19 protein-coding genes are annotated in these 19,680 nt (G+C 42.1%); 14 read left to right on the plus strand and 5 right to left on the minus strand.

All coding sequences use genetic code 11. From position 1 onward, the window contains the following. The first annotated feature begins 110 nt into the window (after window positions 1-110). Both flhA and OGX75_RS11310 read left to right on the plus strand, forming a co-directional pair. Complete coding sequence (flhA, locus tag OGX75_RS11305; protein WP_024130895.1) at window positions 111-2,189, plus strand: formate hydrogenlyase transcriptional activator FlhA; 2,079 nt, start codon at window positions 111-113, stop codon at window positions 2,187-2,189. Window positions 2,190-2,233: 44 nt separating this feature from the next. Continuing rightward, complete coding sequence (locus tag OGX75_RS11310) at window positions 2,234-2,662, plus strand: TOBE domain-containing protein (protein ID WP_012134844.1); 429 nt, start codon at window positions 2,234-2,236, stop codon at window positions 2,660-2,662. 76 nt (window positions 2,663-2,738) lie between these two features. Here OGX75_RS11310 and OGX75_RS11315 read toward each other — a convergent pair whose 3' ends face one another. Then, a complete protein-coding gene (locus OGX75_RS11315; protein ID WP_024130896.1) occupies window positions 2,739-3,083 on the minus strand; it encodes a nitrous oxide-stimulated promoter family protein in 345 nt (114 codons plus the stop codon). Window positions 3,084-3,270: 187 nt separating this feature from the next. On the opposite strand from OGX75_RS11315, the gene sitA reads away from it, so the two are divergent. The 11 genes from sitA (at window position 3,271) to OGX75_RS11370 (ending at window position 13,574) form a co-directional block, all read left to right on the plus strand. Continuing rightward, entirely contained in the window at window positions 3,271-4,188 is a 918-nt protein-coding gene (gene sitA / locus OGX75_RS11320) for an iron/manganese ABC transporter substrate-binding protein SitA (RefSeq protein WP_047461652.1), read from the plus strand. Continuing rightward, a complete protein-coding gene (sitB, locus tag OGX75_RS11325) occupies window positions 4,185-5,006 on the plus strand; it encodes an iron/manganese ABC transporter ATP-binding protein SitB (RefSeq protein ID WP_058668011.1) in 822 nt (273 codons plus the stop codon). Before sitA ends, sitB begins: the two co-directional genes overlap by 4 nt. Then, window positions 5,003-5,863, plus strand: a complete 861-nt coding sequence (sitC, locus tag OGX75_RS11330; RefSeq protein WP_012134848.1) for an iron/manganese ABC transporter permease subunit SitC — start codon at window positions 5,003-5,005, stop codon at window positions 5,861-5,863. Before sitB ends, sitC begins: the two co-directional genes overlap by 4 nt. Further along, window positions 5,854-6,702, plus strand: a complete 849-nt coding sequence (gene sitD / locus OGX75_RS11335; protein ID WP_286451157.1) for an iron/manganese ABC transporter permease subunit SitD — start codon at window positions 5,854-5,856, stop codon at window positions 6,700-6,702. The genes sitC and sitD overlap by 10 nt, the downstream gene beginning before the upstream one ends. Before the next feature lie 1,094 nt (window positions 6,703-7,796). After that, complete coding sequence (locus OGX75_RS11340; RefSeq protein ID WP_174349458.1) at window positions 7,797-9,767, plus strand: AAA family ATPase; 1,971 nt, start codon at window positions 7,797-7,799, stop codon at window positions 9,765-9,767. Between the two features lie 222 nt (window positions 9,768-9,989). Beyond that, on the plus strand, window positions 9,990-10,427 hold the full coding sequence (locus OGX75_RS11345; protein WP_174349459.1) for a hypothetical protein: 438 nt from the start codon (window positions 9,990-9,992) through the stop codon (window positions 10,425-10,427). A 313-nt stretch (window positions 10,428-10,740) separates the two neighbouring features. Then, the gene (locus OGX75_RS11350) at window positions 10,741-11,178 is read left to right on the plus strand and encodes an ATP-binding protein (RefSeq protein WP_174349460.1); all 438 of its coding nucleotides are present in this window, start codon (window positions 10,741-10,743) and stop codon (window positions 11,176-11,178) included. After that, the gene (locus tag OGX75_RS11355) at window positions 11,147-12,343 is read left to right on the plus strand and encodes a relaxase/mobilization nuclease domain-containing protein (protein WP_174349461.1); all 1,197 of its coding nucleotides are present in this window, start codon (window positions 11,147-11,149) and stop codon (window positions 12,341-12,343) included. Before OGX75_RS11350 ends, OGX75_RS11355 begins: the two co-directional genes overlap by 32 nt. 182 nt (window positions 12,344-12,525) lie before the next feature. Then, window positions 12,526-12,804, plus strand: a complete 279-nt coding sequence (locus OGX75_RS11360) for a hypothetical protein (RefSeq protein WP_174349462.1) — start codon at window positions 12,526-12,528, stop codon at window positions 12,802-12,804. A gap of 36 nt (window positions 12,805-12,840) precedes the next feature. Next, window positions 12,841-13,227 (plus strand): SEN1984 family lipoprotein, encoded by a 387-nt coding sequence (locus OGX75_RS11365; RefSeq protein ID WP_174349463.1) that lies wholly within the window; start codon window positions 12,841-12,843, stop codon window positions 13,225-13,227. A 26-nt stretch (window positions 13,228-13,253) separates the two neighbouring features. After that, window positions 13,254-13,574, plus strand: a complete 321-nt coding sequence (locus OGX75_RS11370; RefSeq protein WP_001525471.1) for a hypothetical protein — start codon at window positions 13,254-13,256, stop codon at window positions 13,572-13,574. Between the two features lie 119 nt (window positions 13,575-13,693). On the opposite strand, the gene OGX75_RS11375 is transcribed toward OGX75_RS11370, so the two are convergent. After that, the gene (locus OGX75_RS11375) at window positions 13,694-14,119 is read right to left on the minus strand and encodes a hypothetical protein (RefSeq protein ID WP_032694657.1); all 426 of its coding nucleotides are present in this window, start codon (window positions 14,117-14,119) and stop codon (window positions 13,694-13,696) included. A 911-nt stretch (window positions 14,120-15,030) separates the two neighbouring features. Between OGX75_RS11375 and OGX75_RS11380 the strand changes: the two genes are divergently transcribed. Further along, entirely contained in the window at window positions 15,031-15,540 is a 510-nt protein-coding gene (locus OGX75_RS11380; protein WP_174349464.1) for a helix-turn-helix domain-containing protein, read from the plus strand. A 266-nt stretch (window positions 15,541-15,806) separates the two neighbouring features. On the opposite strand, the gene OGX75_RS11385 is transcribed toward OGX75_RS11380, so the two are convergent. The 3 genes from OGX75_RS11385 to OGX75_RS11395 all read right to left on the minus strand — a co-directional run bounded on the left by OGX75_RS11385 (window position 15,807) and on the right by OGX75_RS11395 (window position 19,639). Then, a complete protein-coding gene (locus tag OGX75_RS11385; RefSeq protein WP_174349465.1) occupies window positions 15,807-17,390 on the minus strand; it encodes a P-loop ATPase, Sll1717 family in 1,584 nt (527 codons plus the stop codon). 203 nt (window positions 17,391-17,593) lie between these two features. Then, window positions 17,594-18,175, minus strand: a complete 582-nt coding sequence (locus OGX75_RS11390; RefSeq protein WP_174349466.1) for a hypothetical protein — start codon at window positions 18,173-18,175, stop codon at window positions 17,594-17,596. Between the two features lie 9 nt (window positions 18,176-18,184). Beyond that, the gene (locus tag OGX75_RS11395) at window positions 18,185-19,639 is read right to left on the minus strand and encodes a tyrosine-type recombinase/integrase (RefSeq protein WP_174349467.1); all 1,455 of its coding nucleotides are present in this window, start codon (window positions 19,637-19,639) and stop codon (window positions 18,185-18,187) included. Window positions 19,640-19,680: the final 41 nt, after the last annotated feature.

The raw sequence follows: 19,680 nt of genomic DNA on the forward strand, positions 1-19,680 counted from the left end.
TCAGGCCTACGGATGGACAGGCCTGCGGTGATACCCAAAATATATTACCTATATCTATAATTTATTTACCGTTTTCGCACCGCATCGCGGTGCTTTTCTGGAAAAGCAACATGTCGTATACACCGATGAGCGATCTCGGACAACAAGGTTTGTTCGACATCACTCGTACATTATTGCAGCAGCCCGACCTGGCGTCGCTCAGTGAAGCGCTTTCGCAACTGGTCAAGCGCTCAGCGCTGGCCGACAGCGCGGCTATTGTGTTATGGCAGCCACAGACACAACGCGCGCGTTATTATGCAACTCGCGAAAATGGTAAACCTGTCGCGTATGAAGACGAAACCGTGCTGGCACACGGCCCGGTTCGGCGCATTCTCTCGCGCCCCGATGCGCTGCACTGCAATCATCACGAATTCAGCGAAACCTGGCCGCAACTGGCGACAAACGGGCTGTACGGTGAATTTGGCCACTACTGTTTGCTGCCGCTGGCCGCTGAAGGGCGCATTTTTGGCGGCTGCGAATTCATCCGCCAAAACGACCAGCCGTGGAGCGAGAAAGAGTACGAACGCCTGCAAACCTTCACCCAGATTGTCGCAGTGGTCGCTGAGCAAATTCAGTGTCGGGTCAGCAATAACGTTGACTACGATCTCCTGTGCCGTGAGCGCGACAACTTCCGCATTCTGGTGGCGATCACCAATGCCGTGCTTTCACGGCTGGACATCGACGAACTGGTGAGCGAAGTCGCGAAAGAGATCCACCACTACTTTAATATCGATGCCATTAGCATCGTCCTGCACAGCTCCCGCAAAAATAAGCTGAGCATCTATTCCACGCATTATCTGGATGAACATAATCCCGCGCATGAACAAAGCGAAGTGGACGAAGCGGGAACGCTCTCTGAACGGGTTTTCAAAAGCAAAGAGATGCTGCTGATTAACCTGAACGAGCGGGATACGCTTGCGCCGTACGAACGCATGCTGTTCGACACCTGGGGCAACCAGATACAGACCCTGTGTCTGCTGCCGCTGATGTCCGGCAATACAATGCTCGGCGTGCTGAAGTTGGCGCAATGCGAAGAGAAAGTGTTTACCACCGCCAACCTCAAATTGCTGCGCCAGATTGCCGAACGCGTGGCGATTGCCGTGGACAACGCCCTCGCCTATCAGGAGATTCACCGGCTGAAAGAGCGTCTGGTCGACGAGAACCTGGCGCTTACCGAGCAGCTCAATAACGTGGATAGCGAATTTGGCGAGATAATCGGTCGCAGCGAAGCCATGTACAACGTGCTCAAGCAGGTGGAGATGGTGGCGCAAAGCGACAGCACCGTCCTGATCCTCGGTGAAACAGGAACCGGTAAAGAGCTGATTGCCAGGGCGATTCATAATCTGAGCGGGCGTAACGCACGGCGAATGGTGAAGATGAATTGCGCGGCGATGCCCGCCGGGCTGCTGGAAAGCGATCTGTTTGGTCACGAGCGCGGCGCCTTTACCGGCGCCAGCGCGCAGCGTATTGGTCGTTTTGAGCTGGCGGATAAAAGCTCGCTGTTTCTTGATGAAGTGGGCGACATGCCGCTGGAGCTACAGCCGAAACTGCTGCGCGTGCTCCAGGAGCAGGAATTTGAACGTCTGGGCAGCAATAAACTGATCCAGACGGACGTCAGGCTGATCGCCGCCACCAATCGCGATCTGAAAAAAATGGTGGCCGATCGTGAGTTCCGCAACGATCTCTATTACCGTCTGAACGTCTTTCCGATCCAGCTCCCGCCGCTGCGCGAGCGCCCGGAGGACATTCCGCTGCTGGTCAAAGCCTTCACCTTTAAAATCGCCCGCCGGATGGGGCGCAACATCAACAGTATTCCTGCCGAAACGCTACGCACGCTGAGCAATATGGAGTGGCCGGGGAACGTCCGCGAGCTGGAAAACGTCGTCGAGCGCGCCGTTCTGCTGACGCGGGGTAACGTGCTGCAACTCTCGCTGCCGGACATGGGAATGCTCACGCCGGGCGCGCCGCCGGTCGCCACCGAAGTCGCCCAGGAGGGCGAGGATGAATTTCAGCTCATTATGCGCGTGTTGAAAGAGACAAATGGCGTGGTGGCGGGGCCAAAAGGCGCCGCGCAGCGTCTGGGGCTGAAGCGCACCACCCTGCTCTCTCGCATGAAACGATTAGGCATTGATAAAGATGCATTGGTATAGCATCTCTGGCTATACTGGCAGATATCTCAACGAAAGGAGGCAGTATGGCGGTATCAGCACGTAATCAACTGACCGGTACGGTTAGCGCAGTCGCAACGGGTGCGGTGAATGATGAAGTTGAACTGACGCTGGCGGGCGGCGCAAAACTGGTGGCGATTGTCACTCACAGCAGCCAGCAGGCGCTGGGTCTGACAAACGGAAAAGACGCCATTGCTTTGATTAAAGCCCCCTGGGTTACTCTGGCAAGCGAAGATTGCGGCCTGAAGTTCTCCGCCCGCAACCAGTTTGCCGGTAGCGTATCTCAGGTGACGGAAGGCGCGGTCAACGCGACTGTACACATCAAAACCGACGCCGGTTTTGAGATTGTGGCCGTTGTCACCAATGAGAGTCAGGAAGAGATGAAACTGGCGCAGGGCAGTCGCGTTATTGCGCTGATTAAGGCGTCAGCGATTCTGATTGCGACCAAAGCGTAATGGTGTTGCCCGATGGCGCTAACGCTTATCGGGCCTACGCAACTGCGATTAACTCCCGCCATCCGGCAAGACACATTTATTTCTTGCGCTGATACTTTTCCGGCAATTCCGGGACGGGGCGTTTGTCATCAATAAGGTGACGGATGGTCAAAATCGGATGGCGCCAGAGCATTCTTGGGCCTGCCCAACGCATGATCTGCTTCATCTCCTCACGCTTCGCGGGCTGATAACAGTGCACCGGACACTGCTTACAGGCCGGTTTTTCCTCGCCAAACACGCACTTATCCAGCCGCTTTTGCGCATAGGCAAACAGCGCATCGTAATGACCTTGCTCGTTTGAGGCCTGCGGGCACTGGCTCTCGTACAGCGCGATCATTTTTTTAATCGTCAGTTTTTCACGAGCAATACGCTTACCGGACATGATGCCTCCACAAATAAGTTGCATAAATAATACACCTTATCTTCTCTCAGGACTATCACCCTAAGGTGACACATCCTTAGCGCCCTACGTAAATAAGAATTATTTTCATTTATCTATACCTTGTGCTATATAACATAGCAAAGGCTATATTCGATGAATAATTAACCGCATTATGATGAGGGATACTATGCCGCACTTGCTCCGTCTGAAATCCATTCTCCTTGCCAGCGCGCTGGCGATGCTTGCGCTGTCGCCTGCTTATGCAAAAGATAAATTTAAGGTCATCACAACGTTTACCGTCATCGCCGACATGGCGAAAAACGTAGCGGGCGATGCGGCGGACGTCAGTTCAATCACGAAGCCTGGCGCGGAGATCCACGAGTATCAGCCGACGCCCGGCGACATTAAGCGGGCGCAGGGCGCGCAGCTGATCCTCTCTAACGGCCTGAACCTGGAGCTGTGGTTCGCCCGGTTCTACCAGCACTTATCCGGCGTGCCGGAAGTTACGGTATCCAACGGCGTGAAGCCGATGGGCATTACCGAAGGGCCGTATAACGGCAAACCCAACCCGCACGCCTGGATGTCGGCGGAAAATGCGCTGATTTACGTGGATAACATTCGCGATGCGCTGGTGAAATACGATCCAGATAACGCCGCGACATACCAGAAAAACGCCGAAAACTATAAAGCCCAAATCCGCCAGACGCTCGATCCACTACGCGACGCACTGGCGAAGATTCCTGCCGACAAGCGCTGGCTGGTGACCAGTGAAGGCGCATTTTCCTATCTGGCGCGCGATAACGACCTGAAAGAGCTGTACCTCTGGCCGATCAACGCCGATCAGCAAGGCACGCCTAAACAGGTACGCAAAGTGATCGACGCGATCAGGGAACATCACATCCCGGCGGTGTTCAGCGAAAGTACCGTTTCCGATAAACCGGCCCGCCAGGTCGCGCGTGAATCCGGCGCACACTACGGCGGTGTGCTATATGTTGATTCTCTGAGCGCTGCCGACGGTCCGGTGCCGACGTATCTGGATCTGCTGCGCGTCACAACTGAAACCATCGTCAGCGGCATCACTGACGGGCTGAGGAGCCAGAAATGAGTCAATCTGCGATTACCGTTGATCGCGTCACGGTGACGTATCGCAATGGTCACACTGCCCTGCGGGACACGACGTTTCAGGTGCCTGGCGGCTCAATTGCCGCGCTGGTTGGCGTCAACGGTTCAGGGAAATCGACGCTGTTTAAAGCATTGATGGGGTTTGTCCGACTGGCGAAGGGAGAAATCGCCATCCTGCAACAGCCCGTCAACAAAGCGTTGAAACAGAATCTGATCGCCTATGTCCCGCAATCTGAAGAGGTGGACTGGTCGTTTCCGGTACTGGTGGAAGATGTGGTGATGATGGGGCGCTACGGCCATATGGGGTGGCTGCGCCGCCCCAGCGCGCGCGATCGTGAAAGCGTGGACGCCGCGCTGGCGCGGGTGGACATGCTGGAATATCGCTATCGGCAGATTGGCGAGCTTTCCGGCGGGCAGAAAAAACGCGTCTTTCTGGCCAGAGCCATCGCCCAGGACGGGCAGGTTATTCTTCTGGATGAGCCTTTTACCGGCGTTGACGTGAAAACCGAAGCCCGCATTATTGCCCTGTTGCGCGAGCTGCGCGATGAAGGCCGCACCATGCTGGTTTCAACGCATAACCTCGGCTCGGTAACGGAGTTTTGCGATTACACGGTGATGATCAAAGGCACCGTGCTGGCGAGCGGCCCGACGGAAACCACCTTCACCGCTGAAAACCTCGAACTGGCGTTCAGCGGCGTATTGCGTCATGTGGCGCTGAGCGGCGGCGAGGAGCATATCATCACCGACGACGAGCGTCCCTTTATCTCACGGCGCGCAGCAGGCGGAGGAGAATCATCATGAACTGGCTTGTGGAACCGTTCGGCTACCAGTACATGCTCAACGCCATGTGGGTCTCGGCAATGGTCGGCGGCCTGTGCGCCTTTCTCTCCTGCTATCTGATGCTTAAAGGTTGGTCGCTGATTGGCGACGCGCTTTCCCACTCCATCGTCCCCGGCGTGGCGGGCGCGTATATGCTGGGGCTGCCCTTCTCTCTCGGCGCGTTTCTCTCCGGCGGCCTGGCGGCGGGCAGCATGCTTTTTCTCAACCAGCGTTCACGCCTGAAGGAAGACGCGATTATCGGTCTTATCTTCTCCTCTTTCTTTGGCATCGGGCTGTTTATGGTTTCGCTCAATCCGATGTCGGTCAACATCCAGACCATTATCCTCGGCAACGTGCTGGCTATTGCGCCGGAAGATATTCTGCAACTGGCGATCATCGGTACGGTCTCTCTGGTGATTTTGCTGCTGAAGTGGAAAGATCTGATGGTGACTTTTTTCGACGAAAACCATGCGCGATCGATTGGGCTTAACCCCGCCCGGCTGAAGCTGCTGTTTTTCACGTTGCTGTCGGTCTCCACCGTCGCCGCTCTGCAAACCGTCGGCGCTTTTCTGGTGATCTGTCTGGTGGTCACGCCTGGCGCCACCGCCTGGCTGCTGACCGATCGTTTTCCGCGCCTGTTAACCATCGCCGTCGCCATCGGCAGCCTGACCAGCTTTTTCGGCGCCTGGCTCAGCTACTGGCTGGATGGTGCGACCGGCGGGATCATCGTCGTCCTGCAAACGCTATTGTTTCTGCTGGCGTTTATCTTCGCTCCGAAACACGGCCTGCTTGCCAACCGCCGTCGTGCGCGCCTGAATAAGGAGACCCCATGCGCTTAACCGCCTTACTGGAACCCTTCCAGTTTGATTTTATGATCAACGCGCTCATGGTCTCGGCAATTGTGGCGATCCCCTGCGCGTTATTGTCGGTGTTTCTGGTGCTGAAAGGCTGGGCGTTAATGGGCGACGCCATGAGTCACGCCGTGTTCCCCGGCATTGTGCTGGCCTATATCGCCGGTATTCCGCTGGCCATCGGCGCGTTTATTGCCGGGCTATTCTGCGCGGTTGCCACCGGCTATCTCGACGATAACAGCCGCATTAAGCGCGATACCATCATGGGAATCGTTTTCTCAGGAATGTTTGGCGCAGGGCTGGTGCTGTACGTTTCTATCCAGTCTGAAGTCCATCTGGATCATATTCTGTTCGGCGATATGCTGGGCGTGTCCATCAGCGACATTCTGCAAACGGCGCTGATTGCGCTGGGTATTGCGCTGATTATCGGGCTGAAATGGAAAGATTTTTTACTGCATGCCTTCGATCCGCACCAGGCAAAAGCCAGCGGCCTTAATACCTCCCTGCTGCATTATGGTCTGTTGTGCATGATCGCGTTGACCATCGTCGCAACGCTGAAATCGGTGGGGATTATTCTTTCCATCTCGCTGTTAATCGCCCCTGGCGCGATTGCGATTTTGCTGACGCGGTGTTTTGCCCGCGCGCTGATGCTGGCGGTCACGCTGTCGGTCGTCACCTCTTTTCTCGGCGTTTATCTGTCGTTTTTCCTCGACAGCGCCCCTGCGCCAACCATCGTAGTATTGTTCACTGCGATCTTCATCGTGGCATTTATTTACGCTACGTTGCGGGAGCGGCGTTCCGAAATGCGGCTCAAACAGCAGTTATAAAAATCAGAAACGGAATAAGGATCGATAAGTCGTCCATCGCTGCTTTCCCTGAAATGCGTATCTCCGTTATCATGTGCCCCTTATGTGATAACAACGAAAAGAAAAAGCATCGCAATCCATTTAAAATCAGGGAACTGGACACGACTCCATGAGTACAATCGATAATCTCGACGCCCATACCCCCATGATGCAGCAGTATCTGAGTAACCAATCTAATGTTATGAAAATTATACAGTAATTATCCTCGAATTTTCTTTGGTCTACGTATGGGATACATTTTTTGGACTTTAACCTGGTGTTCGAAGTCGCTTCAGATAGAAAAGGTTCTTCTATTTGGCTGGCTTCGGTAGGAGCATGAAGCGATGGTGAGCCTTGAAGGACGAAAGGCTACTTCAAAAACAAAGTAACCTTTCCAATATCCCCATATATGGGGCAAGTAGTATATTAACTGCACATGGTGCAGGAGACGTATGACATAAAAACTCTTTTATTTATGGCATACTTAATAAATAACTTATTTTTTATTTATGTCAATAGGTTTTGTTAAATATTTTTATAATAATTAATCGCCAGATTTATATTATAGCTTCGCTTGTGCAAGCGAAGATCTTATTGTCCTTTAATGAGTAATGCCAGTTATAAGATAAGCAAGGGCTAACCCTACGAAGCTACTGCGTATGCTTCTTCGGGTTGACCTTGCTTTTCCGCCCTTTGGTTGGAAAAGGAAGAATAGCCACATGAATATTTACCACATCATTTTTATTATGATAAAAATGTTATAAACAAGGACATTTAATAAAATGATGCATACTTAATAACACATCGTTATCTCAACTAACATATTAGCTAAACAAAATTATGCCTGCATAATGAACGCCGCTAGTCGCTATTAAAATATGTTATACGTAACATAAGCAAAGATGTATCAATGATATAGCCATCTTCTCTTGATAAAATAGGAGAGTTTTGACCCACATCACATAATCTAATGTATGTCGCATACTTTCCAGAATATACAGAAAAACTATTTTCAATATGTCTAACTAAATAGTATAATTAGCAAGTACAAAGGTTTCGTATTTAGGGTAGTAAAAATGTATATCAAGAATATCCTCATAAATAATTATGGTGCATTAAGTTCATTTAATTTAGAATTTCCTTTCAATGAAAATGGCTCTCCGAAGCCCATTGTGCTCGTTGGGAAAAATGGTTCCGGTAAAACTTTGCTTACCTCAAGCATTGTTGATTCATTAATTGAAATAAAACGAGCCAATTTTCGCACAATTAATGAAACTAAGGAAAACTCCTATTACAAAGCTGGAAAAAAAGACTATATAACTGTAGGAGAAAACTACAGTTTTGTTCGTGTTGAGTTTTCAAAGGGTGATAGTTCAAGCATTTATTATAATGACATTGCCAGCACTCAGCCCACTAAGACACGAGAATTGCTTCAGCATTACAATATAAATCTGAATCAGGAATTTATTGACCATGGGTTTTCTAAAACAATTAATGGTGATACAAAAGGTATTTTTGAAAAGAACGCAATATTATATTTTCCCGTAAATAGATACTACAATCCTGCATGGTTAGTGGATAGTGATGACCCTCGAATACAAACCGTTGAAAATTATGTTGGACAAAGTAATGATAACTTTATAAAAACAAATGTTATTAAAGAAATCGAATCATGGATATTAGATGTCATCCTTGACTCTGAGCTTTATGAAAAAATACCATTAATGGTTCAAGCTTATATTCCCGTAGGGAATAATTTCATTCCTATACCAGGGCAAGTAATACAATCTTCAAATGGAAAAAATACCAAAATTCAGATTTTAATAAATCAAATATTAACTATAATATTAAAATCTAAAATTTCAAATCTAGAAACAGCAAGATTTGGAATTAGCAGTAAGGAGGCTGGCAGAAAAATATCAGTTTTAATTAAAGAGAATGGAATTGAAGGCGAAAAAAGAATATGCCCAACATTTTCACATATGTCGTCAGGCGAAGCAATGCTGGTCGCATTATTTTGTTCAATCATCAAAAAATTTGATGAAATATCGACACTGGAAGAATTCAATCTAACCCAAATTGAAGGTATTGTAATCATTGATGAAATAGATCTTAATCTTCATATTGAATATGCAAAAAATGCTGTCCCGGAACTTTTACGGTTATTCCCCAAAGTTCAATTCATTATAACAAGTCACTCTCCATTTTTTTTGCTTGGCATGAAAGAGTGCTTCTCAGATAATTATCAAATTATCAGCACACCAAATGGAGAAATTATTCAAGAATCTGATTTTGATGAGATACAAACAGCATACTCTATTTTCATTGAAAGATTTCAAGATATCAAAAACAATCTCAAAATCCTTGAAAAGGATCTATATAAATCAACAAAAACATTAGTTATAACCGAAGGAAAGACTGACTGGAAACATATAAAGTCTGCACTTTTATTTTTTCAAGAAAAGCAAGAGAAATTTATTGACTTAGACTTTGAGTTTCATGAGTACAATGATGCTTCATTTTCAGATGATAAACTTAATAGCTTTTTGACAAATGTCAGCCAAGTGCAAAACACAAAAAAAATAATTGGTATTTTTGATCGCGATGAAGGTAATGGAAAGCGATATAGTAAAAACAAAATAAATAGTCTTGGTAACAAGGTGTATGCCATCAGCATACCTCAACCAGAACACCGTAATTATCATGAAGGAATTTGCATTGAATTCATGTATAAGGATCAAGATTTATACAGATGTGATGAAGCCGGACGTAGAATTTATACCTCAAAAGAATTTAATGAAAATGGCAGATTAACTGAAAATTTAGAAATTGGAGTCAAGAACCATAACAAAATAAAAGGGAAAAATAATCCAGCATTTGATAATATCATAGATTCAGATGTTATTGACATCTATGGTAATTCATTGGCATTATCTAAAAATGATTTCGCTGACAATATCTTAAATAAGAAAGAAAGATATTTGGATTTAGACTTCTCGGCATTTGAAGAATTATTTGAAACAATAAGAGAAATTATTAATTCTTAGTTTTTTTGATATGTGCGATGTTATTTATTAACATCGCACGAGTTATCATTTAATACTTAACACTGCACTCAAAATAGAAATACAAAAATATGGTTTTATTATCTGGTACTTCACTCTCACTTTAATATAGAGCATAACAACGCAATATGTATAAATAAATTTGAATTTTATTTATTTCTTAATATATATTCTCTTTAACAAAAACAATAAAGGAGAATAAAAATGAAAAAACAAAACTACTCAACCTTCACAAGTTATCTTTCTAAAACGCACAAAAATGTAGATCTTTATAGATTGTACAATCCACATTTTTCAAGCTTCTGCAAAAGCTACACTTATGACCATGATTTTTATCTTACCTATTTCTCTCGTCATATGATTACGGAGAGAAACATTCTGACTATATTTTCAATATACACTTACTTCTCTTATGGCATGACCAAGAAAGAAACAATCAAAGATTTCATACTATTTCTTAAAAATATTAACTCAGTTGTTTTCTGGAAATCATTCTCCTTCCGTGGTTGCAATGTTATTTATTTGGACAAAAAGCGAGAACAAAAAGAAATATCATGGTTTACCTTTTCACGAATCTATGAAGAAGTATTAGGAATAAAAGAATATCAATTTAATAACAATATTTATGGAAAAATAGCATAATGGGGGATAAGCAACAATGAAAAAAAACTAAATCAATAAGAAAAACAATAAAGATCATTACAACTAAATCCAGGTTACCTAAACGGTTCAAAAGGATACAGTATAGATAATAGAGGTATATTAGAAATATGAATTCAATGTGAAATATCCATAACAGACTCAAGACTATATATCTAAAGCTAAACCGGGTAAGTCTTAAACTATTCTAAGACACTTCTTTATCCGGTGTTTATTTTTTCACGATTACACACTTGACGTTTTATTATTATCTTTTATATATGGTTCATGACACGATTAAAATTTAGGTATTTATATGCATTATAACCCTCAAAAACAACAGCCTGATTTAACAAAAACATCGAGAAGGGGAAAATTTCATACTGAACGGTTACCAGAGAATGAAATCAGATCATACTGTGTAAGTGTCAGATTAAATGAAAATGAATTATCTATTCTGGAAGAAAAAAGAGGTTCCTATAAAAAAGGAGAATGGCTCAGGATGGCTTCGCTGAATAAACTTCCTTTGGTATTACCAGCGATTAATAAAAGTGCATGGGTAGAGCTTGGTCGCCTTTCACAAGATTTAAATCACCTACTGACCTACCTCGATGGTAAAAGTCCTGACAGCGATCCAACCCTGACAGAAATGCATGTAATCAGACGGCAGGTGCAGACACTTCGCACTCTTCTACTTCCCTCAACTTTTTGGAGTAATACAAATGAAAGGTATGCAGAAAATCAAGAGAGGTAAGCAATTTACTGGAGTAGTTGTCTATGCACTTGAACCGGCTTCACACCATAAAACTGATCCCAGGGTTATTGGCGGCAACATGGCTGGTAACCATATCGTTGACCTTATTCGCGAGTTTGGACAAACAAAACTTTTACGACCTGATATCAAAAAACCGGTATGGCACAACTCTCTTCGCTTACCGCATGGAGAAAAATTGTCAGAAGCACAATGGGCAACCGTAGCCGACGACTATATGTCCCGTATGGGTTTTAATGATACACATCTTCGTTGCTATGTTCTTCATAATGATGAGGCTGGACAACACATTCACATTATTGCCAGTCGTATCGATATTACTGACGGAAAGTTGTATCTTGGAAAAAATGAGAACCTTATCAGCACTCGTATTATCAGTGAGCTTGAAAGAGTATATGGTCTTACAGAAACAGCGACTACTTCAAACCGACGATCTCAGAGCATAAAGAAGCTTTCGCGCAACGAAAAGATGCTCTCTGAACGAACGGCAACTCCCTGCCCAAAAGCCGCTTTGCAAACTTGCATCGATAATGTGTTAGTCAATCGCCCAGATTTGTTATCGTTCATTCAGCAACTGGAACAAGTGGGTGTAACCTGCCAGCCCAACATTGCTTCGACGGGCAAAATGAATGGTTTTTCATTTGAATTTCAGGGGATTGCCTTCAAGGCTTCGCAGCTTGGGAAAAGGTATGCCTGGTCAAATATTCAGACACTTATTGATTACTCGCCTGGACATGTAAAACTACTTGATACAAGATCTAAATTTGCTCCAGCTCCTTGTAAACAGCCAGAAGCACAACATCCCAGCAGAGAAACTATTCTCGATAAACTACTACAACTCGACGAGCAAGTCAGAAATGAAATGGAGAATGAACTTGCCCATACCATCCAGTTGAACCAAAAACTACGCTTTACGGCCCATCAGATATCCAGACAACACCAATCCCACTTCCAGGTGTGGCTTCCATTTCTTAGCAGATTCATACAACTGCTCAGACAGTTGGATAGTTCTCTGTTGTATGCGACCGCTCGTCCCTTTAGACAAATCTATCATCTTCACTTACTTGCCTCCTCTCCTGAACCTGGCGATGAAATACATTCAGAACAATTGGTTAGCAAAGGATCCAACTACAAACCACATTTCTAATAGTTTATTTTTACAATTTAGTCAAGAAATTATTGATCGTTTATATAGATCGATAATTCAATTGTGATAGATAAAAGCTATCAACAAGAATCCATCGATCGGTACAAGCAATTTTACTAAAGCAGTTCATTCATTGAAAATGCTCAAAAAGACATCGCCTTAAATCAGGTCAGGGAGTTGCAATGAGTAAGCAAACTGTTCAGTGCCCCTTTTGTTTTAAAGAAAGTCCCCACGGCGTAAAAATATGCTCCGGATGCCATGCAAAAGTGGCCTATGGTGAAAGTCCGCTCAGTGTGGCCTTCCTGTTTCAATTCGTGGCCTTCGGTCTCGCATGGTTAGTATATTCATTGACCGATAGCACTTCTGTTTCAGTCATTACGTTTTTTGCCAGCATCATTATTCTTATCTGTATAATTAAAAAGACATATGCAAACAGAGTTGTTTTTATTCAACGAAATTAATTCTGCACTGCATAAAACATTAAAATGAGAGAGCTTATGAACAGACTTATTGCTTCTGTATTTTTTATTTCCGTTTCCTTTACTTCTGGTTGCTCAACATCAGGCAATCAACATCTCAAAAACGAAACATCACAAAGTCTACAGTCGCAAATTACTAAAAATAAGACAACGAAATCAGAAATCACCGCCCTCCTGGGCAAGCCAGATACAAGAACCATTCTTGATAACGGTAATGAAGAATGGACTTACTTTATGAATAACAATCAGTTTGACGCCACCACATTCATCCCGATCGTTGGATTACTGACGGGTGGTTCACAGACACAGGCAAAAAGACTCGAAATCGAATTTAAAGACGAAACGGTCAGAAAGTGGACGTTCTCAGAAAATAACAGCAAGATGAAAACCGGTCTTATTCAATAACGCACTCTATCGTCTGGAATTATTTTATGAAAACATATGCAATTACTACACTCATTGCCTCAATTTTTTTACTGAGTGGCTGTAATAATGAGCCCTCCGAGCAAGAACTTTATAATGCAATGAATAAGGTCGTGGAGCAGACGAATGCCATCGTCACATCCATAGCCGGTAAAGATGTCCCAAAAGACGCACTGCGGGAATTAAAATCAGTCAAAAAGCATGACTGTGTGAAAGTATCGGATAAAAGCTATAAATGTAATGTGACGGTTGTTGTCAATAACGACAAGGCCACCGCAGCTGTCACAATGGTCAAAACGGATGATGGCTGGCAGGTCGTAGATAAGTAAAATTCCAGAAAATTATCCCCGCAGGCAGGATCCTGGATAACCAACTCCTGCTTTTTCTTACCCACATATCTCACCGTGCCACGAACTGAATAGTGTGCATAAAGCACATTACCTTATCCTCATAGCCTTTTCCTGCCACCTATAGGTGGTGGTACGTAATTCAATGAATGTGAAATGCTCTTCCTTTCATACTGTGCCAGCAAATCTGCATAGAGTTGTTCAACCTCCATGAGGTTACCAGAAATATAATCCACAAGCCCATTCAAGCAATAAAGCATCGTATGGCTGTTGTTGAGCTTTATTAGCACATTAGCCCTAAGTGATGAAACTACACCTGTGAACATCTGCATAATATTATCGACATGAAAACACGAGTTACAGTATTGCTTACGTGAGTAATAATATTTAAGGTGATATCCGACGAAAAGCACATACAGCTTTCGGTAAAACACAGCATTAATAGCATCATCACGATGCTGAGTGATATATTTATCTATCAACTGGATAAATTTTTCTTCCTGCGAAAGAGTAATGTTATTACACATAGCTTGATCCTTTTTTAGTTTTATAATCAAGTACTATCATGCCAACATAAAAAATCAACACCTAAAACAAAATATTTTTTTATCATTACCAATGAGAAATAATTATCACCTTACTTTTTGGAAACAAAACAATAATATATGTAAGTTAAATAGCAATCTTCCTTTAATCGAATTTAAAACCAATTAATAAAAAACCTTCTACGGATATTTATAACAAAGTGCTTCGCACTGGCTTACGCCCCATATACTGATACTAATATATTGATTTATACTTTGCTACGGACTTTCTTGCAGCACCGCTGAGTGCACAAAGCACTCACTCGCTGAAGTAGAAAAAATTTTCCAGAGGTTTTCGGCGTAAGCCGATTTTTATAATCATGTAATACAATGATTTTCAGTTATTCTGATATCTTAGCTCTTCTGCGACAACCTTGTTCATTCATTTAATTCCAGATATCTGCATATAGTGTAATTATTTACATTTAGTCCAAAAAAAAAATAATGATAACCGAAGTCCAATGGCGCAACACTGAAGTTGCGCAGACTTCATTACATTATACACATCAACATAAGGGATATATTCGATATTGAATTAAGCAAGGCAATATGGCAGATCAAATTAGTATTGTAATGCTATGGTTTCTTATTTCTTTATTTATCTTTTATCTTGCGAAAGTCAAATAAAATAAAACTAAGTAAATCATAATATTAAATCAGATGAGCAGTAATGACTTCCATGAAGTAAATTTATTTATTTTATAACCTGAAACATTAAATCTACCACCCATAGTATTTAATTTAATACTCCATATATCAATATAGATAAAATAATTTGTGTTTTTATAAAAAAATTTGACAATTAAATAAAATATGCAATATATATTATCAGATAAACAACAAAAGGAGATAATATGATAAATACAAATGTTATTCTAACCAGAGAACAAAAATCCGCGATTGCAGAAGCATTAGACGTATCATTAGACGATTTAGAAGAACTTAGAATTAAAGCCAGTAATAAAAGGAAAACCTCCTTTAAAGATGATTTTTCCATGATCTTTAAAACAAATATCGGCACCCTGGCAAAAATGAAGCTAACACCAACTTCTTTTCGAATAATTATTTATCTTTTTTCAATTATTGACTATGGTAATATTCTTGTTAATTTCTCTCAATCAAGAGTAGCAAAAGATTTAGGACTACAAAAATCTAATGTTTCGAGAGCATTCAAAGAGTTATTTGAAAAGAGAATTCTAATTCGCAATACAGAAGACGATCATGTTTATTTGAACTCTAATTTATGCGTGAAAGGGATTCCTCATAAATTCAATGAGGAGCAAATGGATAGATTCAAAAAATCAAAAATAGAAACACCAGATCTTATGAATTCATTTAATTTTTACAAATCAAAAAAAAGATAGATTCATGGCTAATTATATAATTTGTACTAATCATGTTATAATAAGAGACTGCGTTGAAATTCACTCAATCATCAGATCTCGCATTCCATATTATTGTCACCTATCGAAAGTACTTATCTCTATAATATTTACCATGCTAACAAAATAAAAATCCTGATTTAATATGGTCTGACCCATCATATGGGAGCAAGAATAGGTCAGCCATTTTGTAAAATTATCCGATTGAATTCTATATTACAAATTCAATTATTAAGCCAGAGAGTATATTATTCTCGGACAGTAGGCTTACCGATATCAATAGCTTTCGCTATACCTGGATGTATCATGTACATGCACCCTTTTTTAATTTTTGGCATGACATTGAGTGCATTTCGTTCACGATAGGACCAATGGTAGAAATTATTATTTTCATCTGCCACTCTTTCCTTATAGCCAATTACATTCACATCATACCAAAACTGCAAAAAGGAACTATAATCATTTGTAATACTTGATGTCTCTTGTATTTCATTTTCGTGCCTATTTTTAAATGTATTGAAAGCTTCTCTAAATTCTTCTTCAGTAAAATTGCTATTGCCATCTAATAGTTGAAAAAATGAAATCAAAACATCAAACTGTGCATTTGATATATAGTAATTAGCATAATTTTTGACCTCTCCCAAAAGATACTGAGAATACACTTTAGTAAATTCAGGGCTGATAAAATCTTGCCATGAAAAATGGTTTAATGAACCTCTCCCATCTTTTTTATATATATCAATAAGTATTTTTATTGCTGAAAATACATCTCGCGGCCTTTGATATGAAATGCGGAGAAGTCGTCTATACGACCTATTTTTACTGCCAGGCCTTTCCTCTTGAAAATATCTCTCCCAGCCACTATTGTCATTATTTTGTGAGATAAAATATTTGTCAGACATTTTATAAAGATCTGAATTTTTATAGCCTTGTTTAGATGTACTCCAGTCAAATACAACTGAATTATCTGAAAGTTTACAGTTTGAATTATGTAAATTTAGTGAATCAAAAACATCTGGTCTCAAAAGGAGAACTACTCTTGGCTTTTGAGGTGAGTTTGGCATATTTGAAAAAAAGTCCTTGTTGAGACTCCAAGCCGCATCTGCCAACCCAGTTATACATTTCTGATATTCAGAAAAGTCAATACCGCTTGGCTTAGCATCTATGCCATCTAAAAACAATACAATTTGCTTATTTAATTTCAAACTAAATAAACTATCTTTCAATATTTTTTCACATTCCAATAATGAAGCTTTTATCGATGTCTGAGTTGTTTTTATTGAATTAGTTTCACTTGACTCAAATGCTATTTTTAATGCTTCCGGTATGTTTGCAGATAGTTTACCTCCTTCACTTAAGGAAGTAGCAAATTCAATAACATACTCAAGCTCAGGAATATGTGCATCCTTATCATAAGAAGTTATTGCTGCTTCCAGTTTGTGAAATTTATACGTTAATTTATGATACCATCTTTTTCTTTTTTGAATAATCAACTTACAGATAAGATAAAGAATAGTTGCTCGCCATATGATGGGGTAATCAGTATATGACAACTTTCCTGCTGATTTTAAATTAATGAATCTAGTGTACTGAGAATCAGATATTGGCAATAACTTCGCATTAATATTTTTAGGCTCATCATTTTGTATATGAAATGCTAATGCTGTTTTTCCAGTCCCTTTCTCCCCGACAAAATAATAGCAATTAGGATCGCAAGCTTTCTCAGAAAAACTTGTAGCAAGATATGAGTCCTTAAAAAACATTTTTTTATCTGGTGATGTATAATCTGTGGCATCAACAGAAGGGGTTATCAACTGATTTATTTTTTTCATAAGTTACTTATGTCCTTGTACAAGTATCATGTATTAAACTCACTTAGTATAAAAATAACCATGCTACCATTAAAAAAGTCAAAACCTTAATATACTATCTATCATCATAATTATCTGCATGTTAATCAGTTGAGACGATTTTTTAAAATGATTTATTTTTATTAACATCACTTTTTCATCCCCTTTGAATCAATATGAAATATCTATTCTAAGAGTTTATCATTAATTATATGTTTTTCCTGTAGCAAATTTGATGTCAACACAAGCTCATTTAAAAAAATAACAAAAAAATCATTCCATATCTGCCGTTCCCTCGCACTATGCCAGTCCTCAGATAAAACTTTTTCAACAGAGATCCAGATAACTTCTGCACGAGCTGTATTTAATAGTTCCTTGAATATTTCGTCAGAAATAGTGAGGGCATGAGAGTAAATTTTATTATCAATAGACCAAAACGGTTCTGGCTTAGTAAAATCATTCAAACAAGTAAAAGCCAATCCTCGGACCTGTGCAGCCTCCATTGTACTGCTTACCTTATGACTATCCCGCCAAGCCCTTAAATCACCCAGTAGATAATTTACTCGTTGATTCCGTGCTTTGCTGTCTTCTGCTTGGTATTGGATATAAGCTGGGCCATTACCATTCTGGCGATAGCGAGCAAGGGTTTTGACACTCACACCAAGATAAAGAGCCGAAACTTCAGCACTTAGAGTTGCATCATCTGGCATATTACCAAATAAATGCCATACTTCGGCGTATTCCCTTAAAGTGTCTATTGCACTCATTCCCTTCTCCTAATTTACTGGTAATGGTGGATATTTCGCCGAAGCCAAAAGTGTATTATACAATCCTGGTGCCGTCATCAGCATGTGAAGCTCAATCCTTTGAAGTGCCCCATAAATTCGTTCATTATCAGGCATTGCATACCTTTCAGTGGGATCGGTGGTATTGCGATGGTTGAGCAATCTTTTCACCACTGTATACGAGGTCAGTTCTTCTGCAACACGGCCAAAGGTCCTACGCAGATCGTGCATTCCCAACTTCATTATTCCGGCTTCCTGACAGATATACTCGCGTAAGCTTTTACTGTCTGAATAGTGCCCGACCTTACTTCGTGACGAACGAGCCGGAAAAACCCATTTGCGTTTATCTGCTTGTTTTTCGGTATCGTTGACGATATCTCGTCGATCTTCCAGAATTCGCTTCGTAGCATCGCAGATTGGCAACTCATGGTCATTGCGGTTTTTTGTGTCGTAAAAGCGAATAACCCGGTTTTCGAGATCGATATAGCTGGTCGTTTTAGCTTCATCTTCTGTCAGAGTCTCTCGCCAGCACAGTGAAGCCGTTTCTTCTTTTCTGGCCCCCGTCAGAACGGTCAACAACAGATAATCACACCCCAGACGATTGAAGCTTCTTTTGTTGTGTAATGCGGTAAGAAATCGTCCTAATGTGTCCTTAGGTGATAAGGGGTTTCGAACACCTTTCGCACGATAGCTATCTTCCAGTTCAGAACGAGTCCTGAACTTTTTCTGCACTTTCAGGATAGAAAATGGATTGTATGACAACGAAGGTTGCCGCTGTTGTGTCTGAGCATTCCCAGCCTCAATTTCAATCGCATGTTTGACAGCAACATTGGCCCACCGGAAAGTCTGCTCTGCTGCTGTTCTAGCTTTTGCAGCAATCTCGTCAAACTTACGGAGGATTTCATTACCAGTGAGATCCTTGATTCGAAGGTTTTGCCACTCTTTTAATCGATTTTCTGCTTTGTCCAATACATTTAGGGTGTTGGGTTTAGCAGGCCTGGTTCTGCCAAGTAAGTGACTTCTGTATTGGGCAAAAGCTTCACTCACCGTCAATTCGGCAAGATCGAGTTCCCTCTTAATTTTGTTGGGATTTCTCTTTGTTGCGATCATTGTCTGAACCAACTGCCGAGCTACCTCACGGGCTTGATCGATACTTGGAAAATCAGACACATTTCCAACCTTGACTTTCAAGACAGAGCTTGGCTTCTTACCCTCACTGACATTACGATCTGACGAGGCTACTCTTCGCTGGATCACATAGGTTTTTTTCGTCAAACTGACCTTCACACCAAAGCCAACTGGTGAGTCGCGGTGGTCATCAAAAACTATGTAAGGTTTTTGCTCTGGGTTTGCTTCGAAAACGACTTTTCCCGCATGGTTAAGGGTGGGCTTCACACCAATGCTTAACTTATTGATAATAAAAGCCTGACTGAGAGTTGTTTTCAAAGTATCACCACTATCTGTAGCCCAAGAATGATTAGAAGGTA

Origin of the sequence: Citrobacter sp. CK199 (genome assembly GCF_030333285.1) — a bacterium.
Classification (GTDB): Bacteria; Pseudomonadota; Gammaproteobacteria; order Enterobacterales; family Enterobacteriaceae; genus Citrobacter_B; species Citrobacter_B koseri.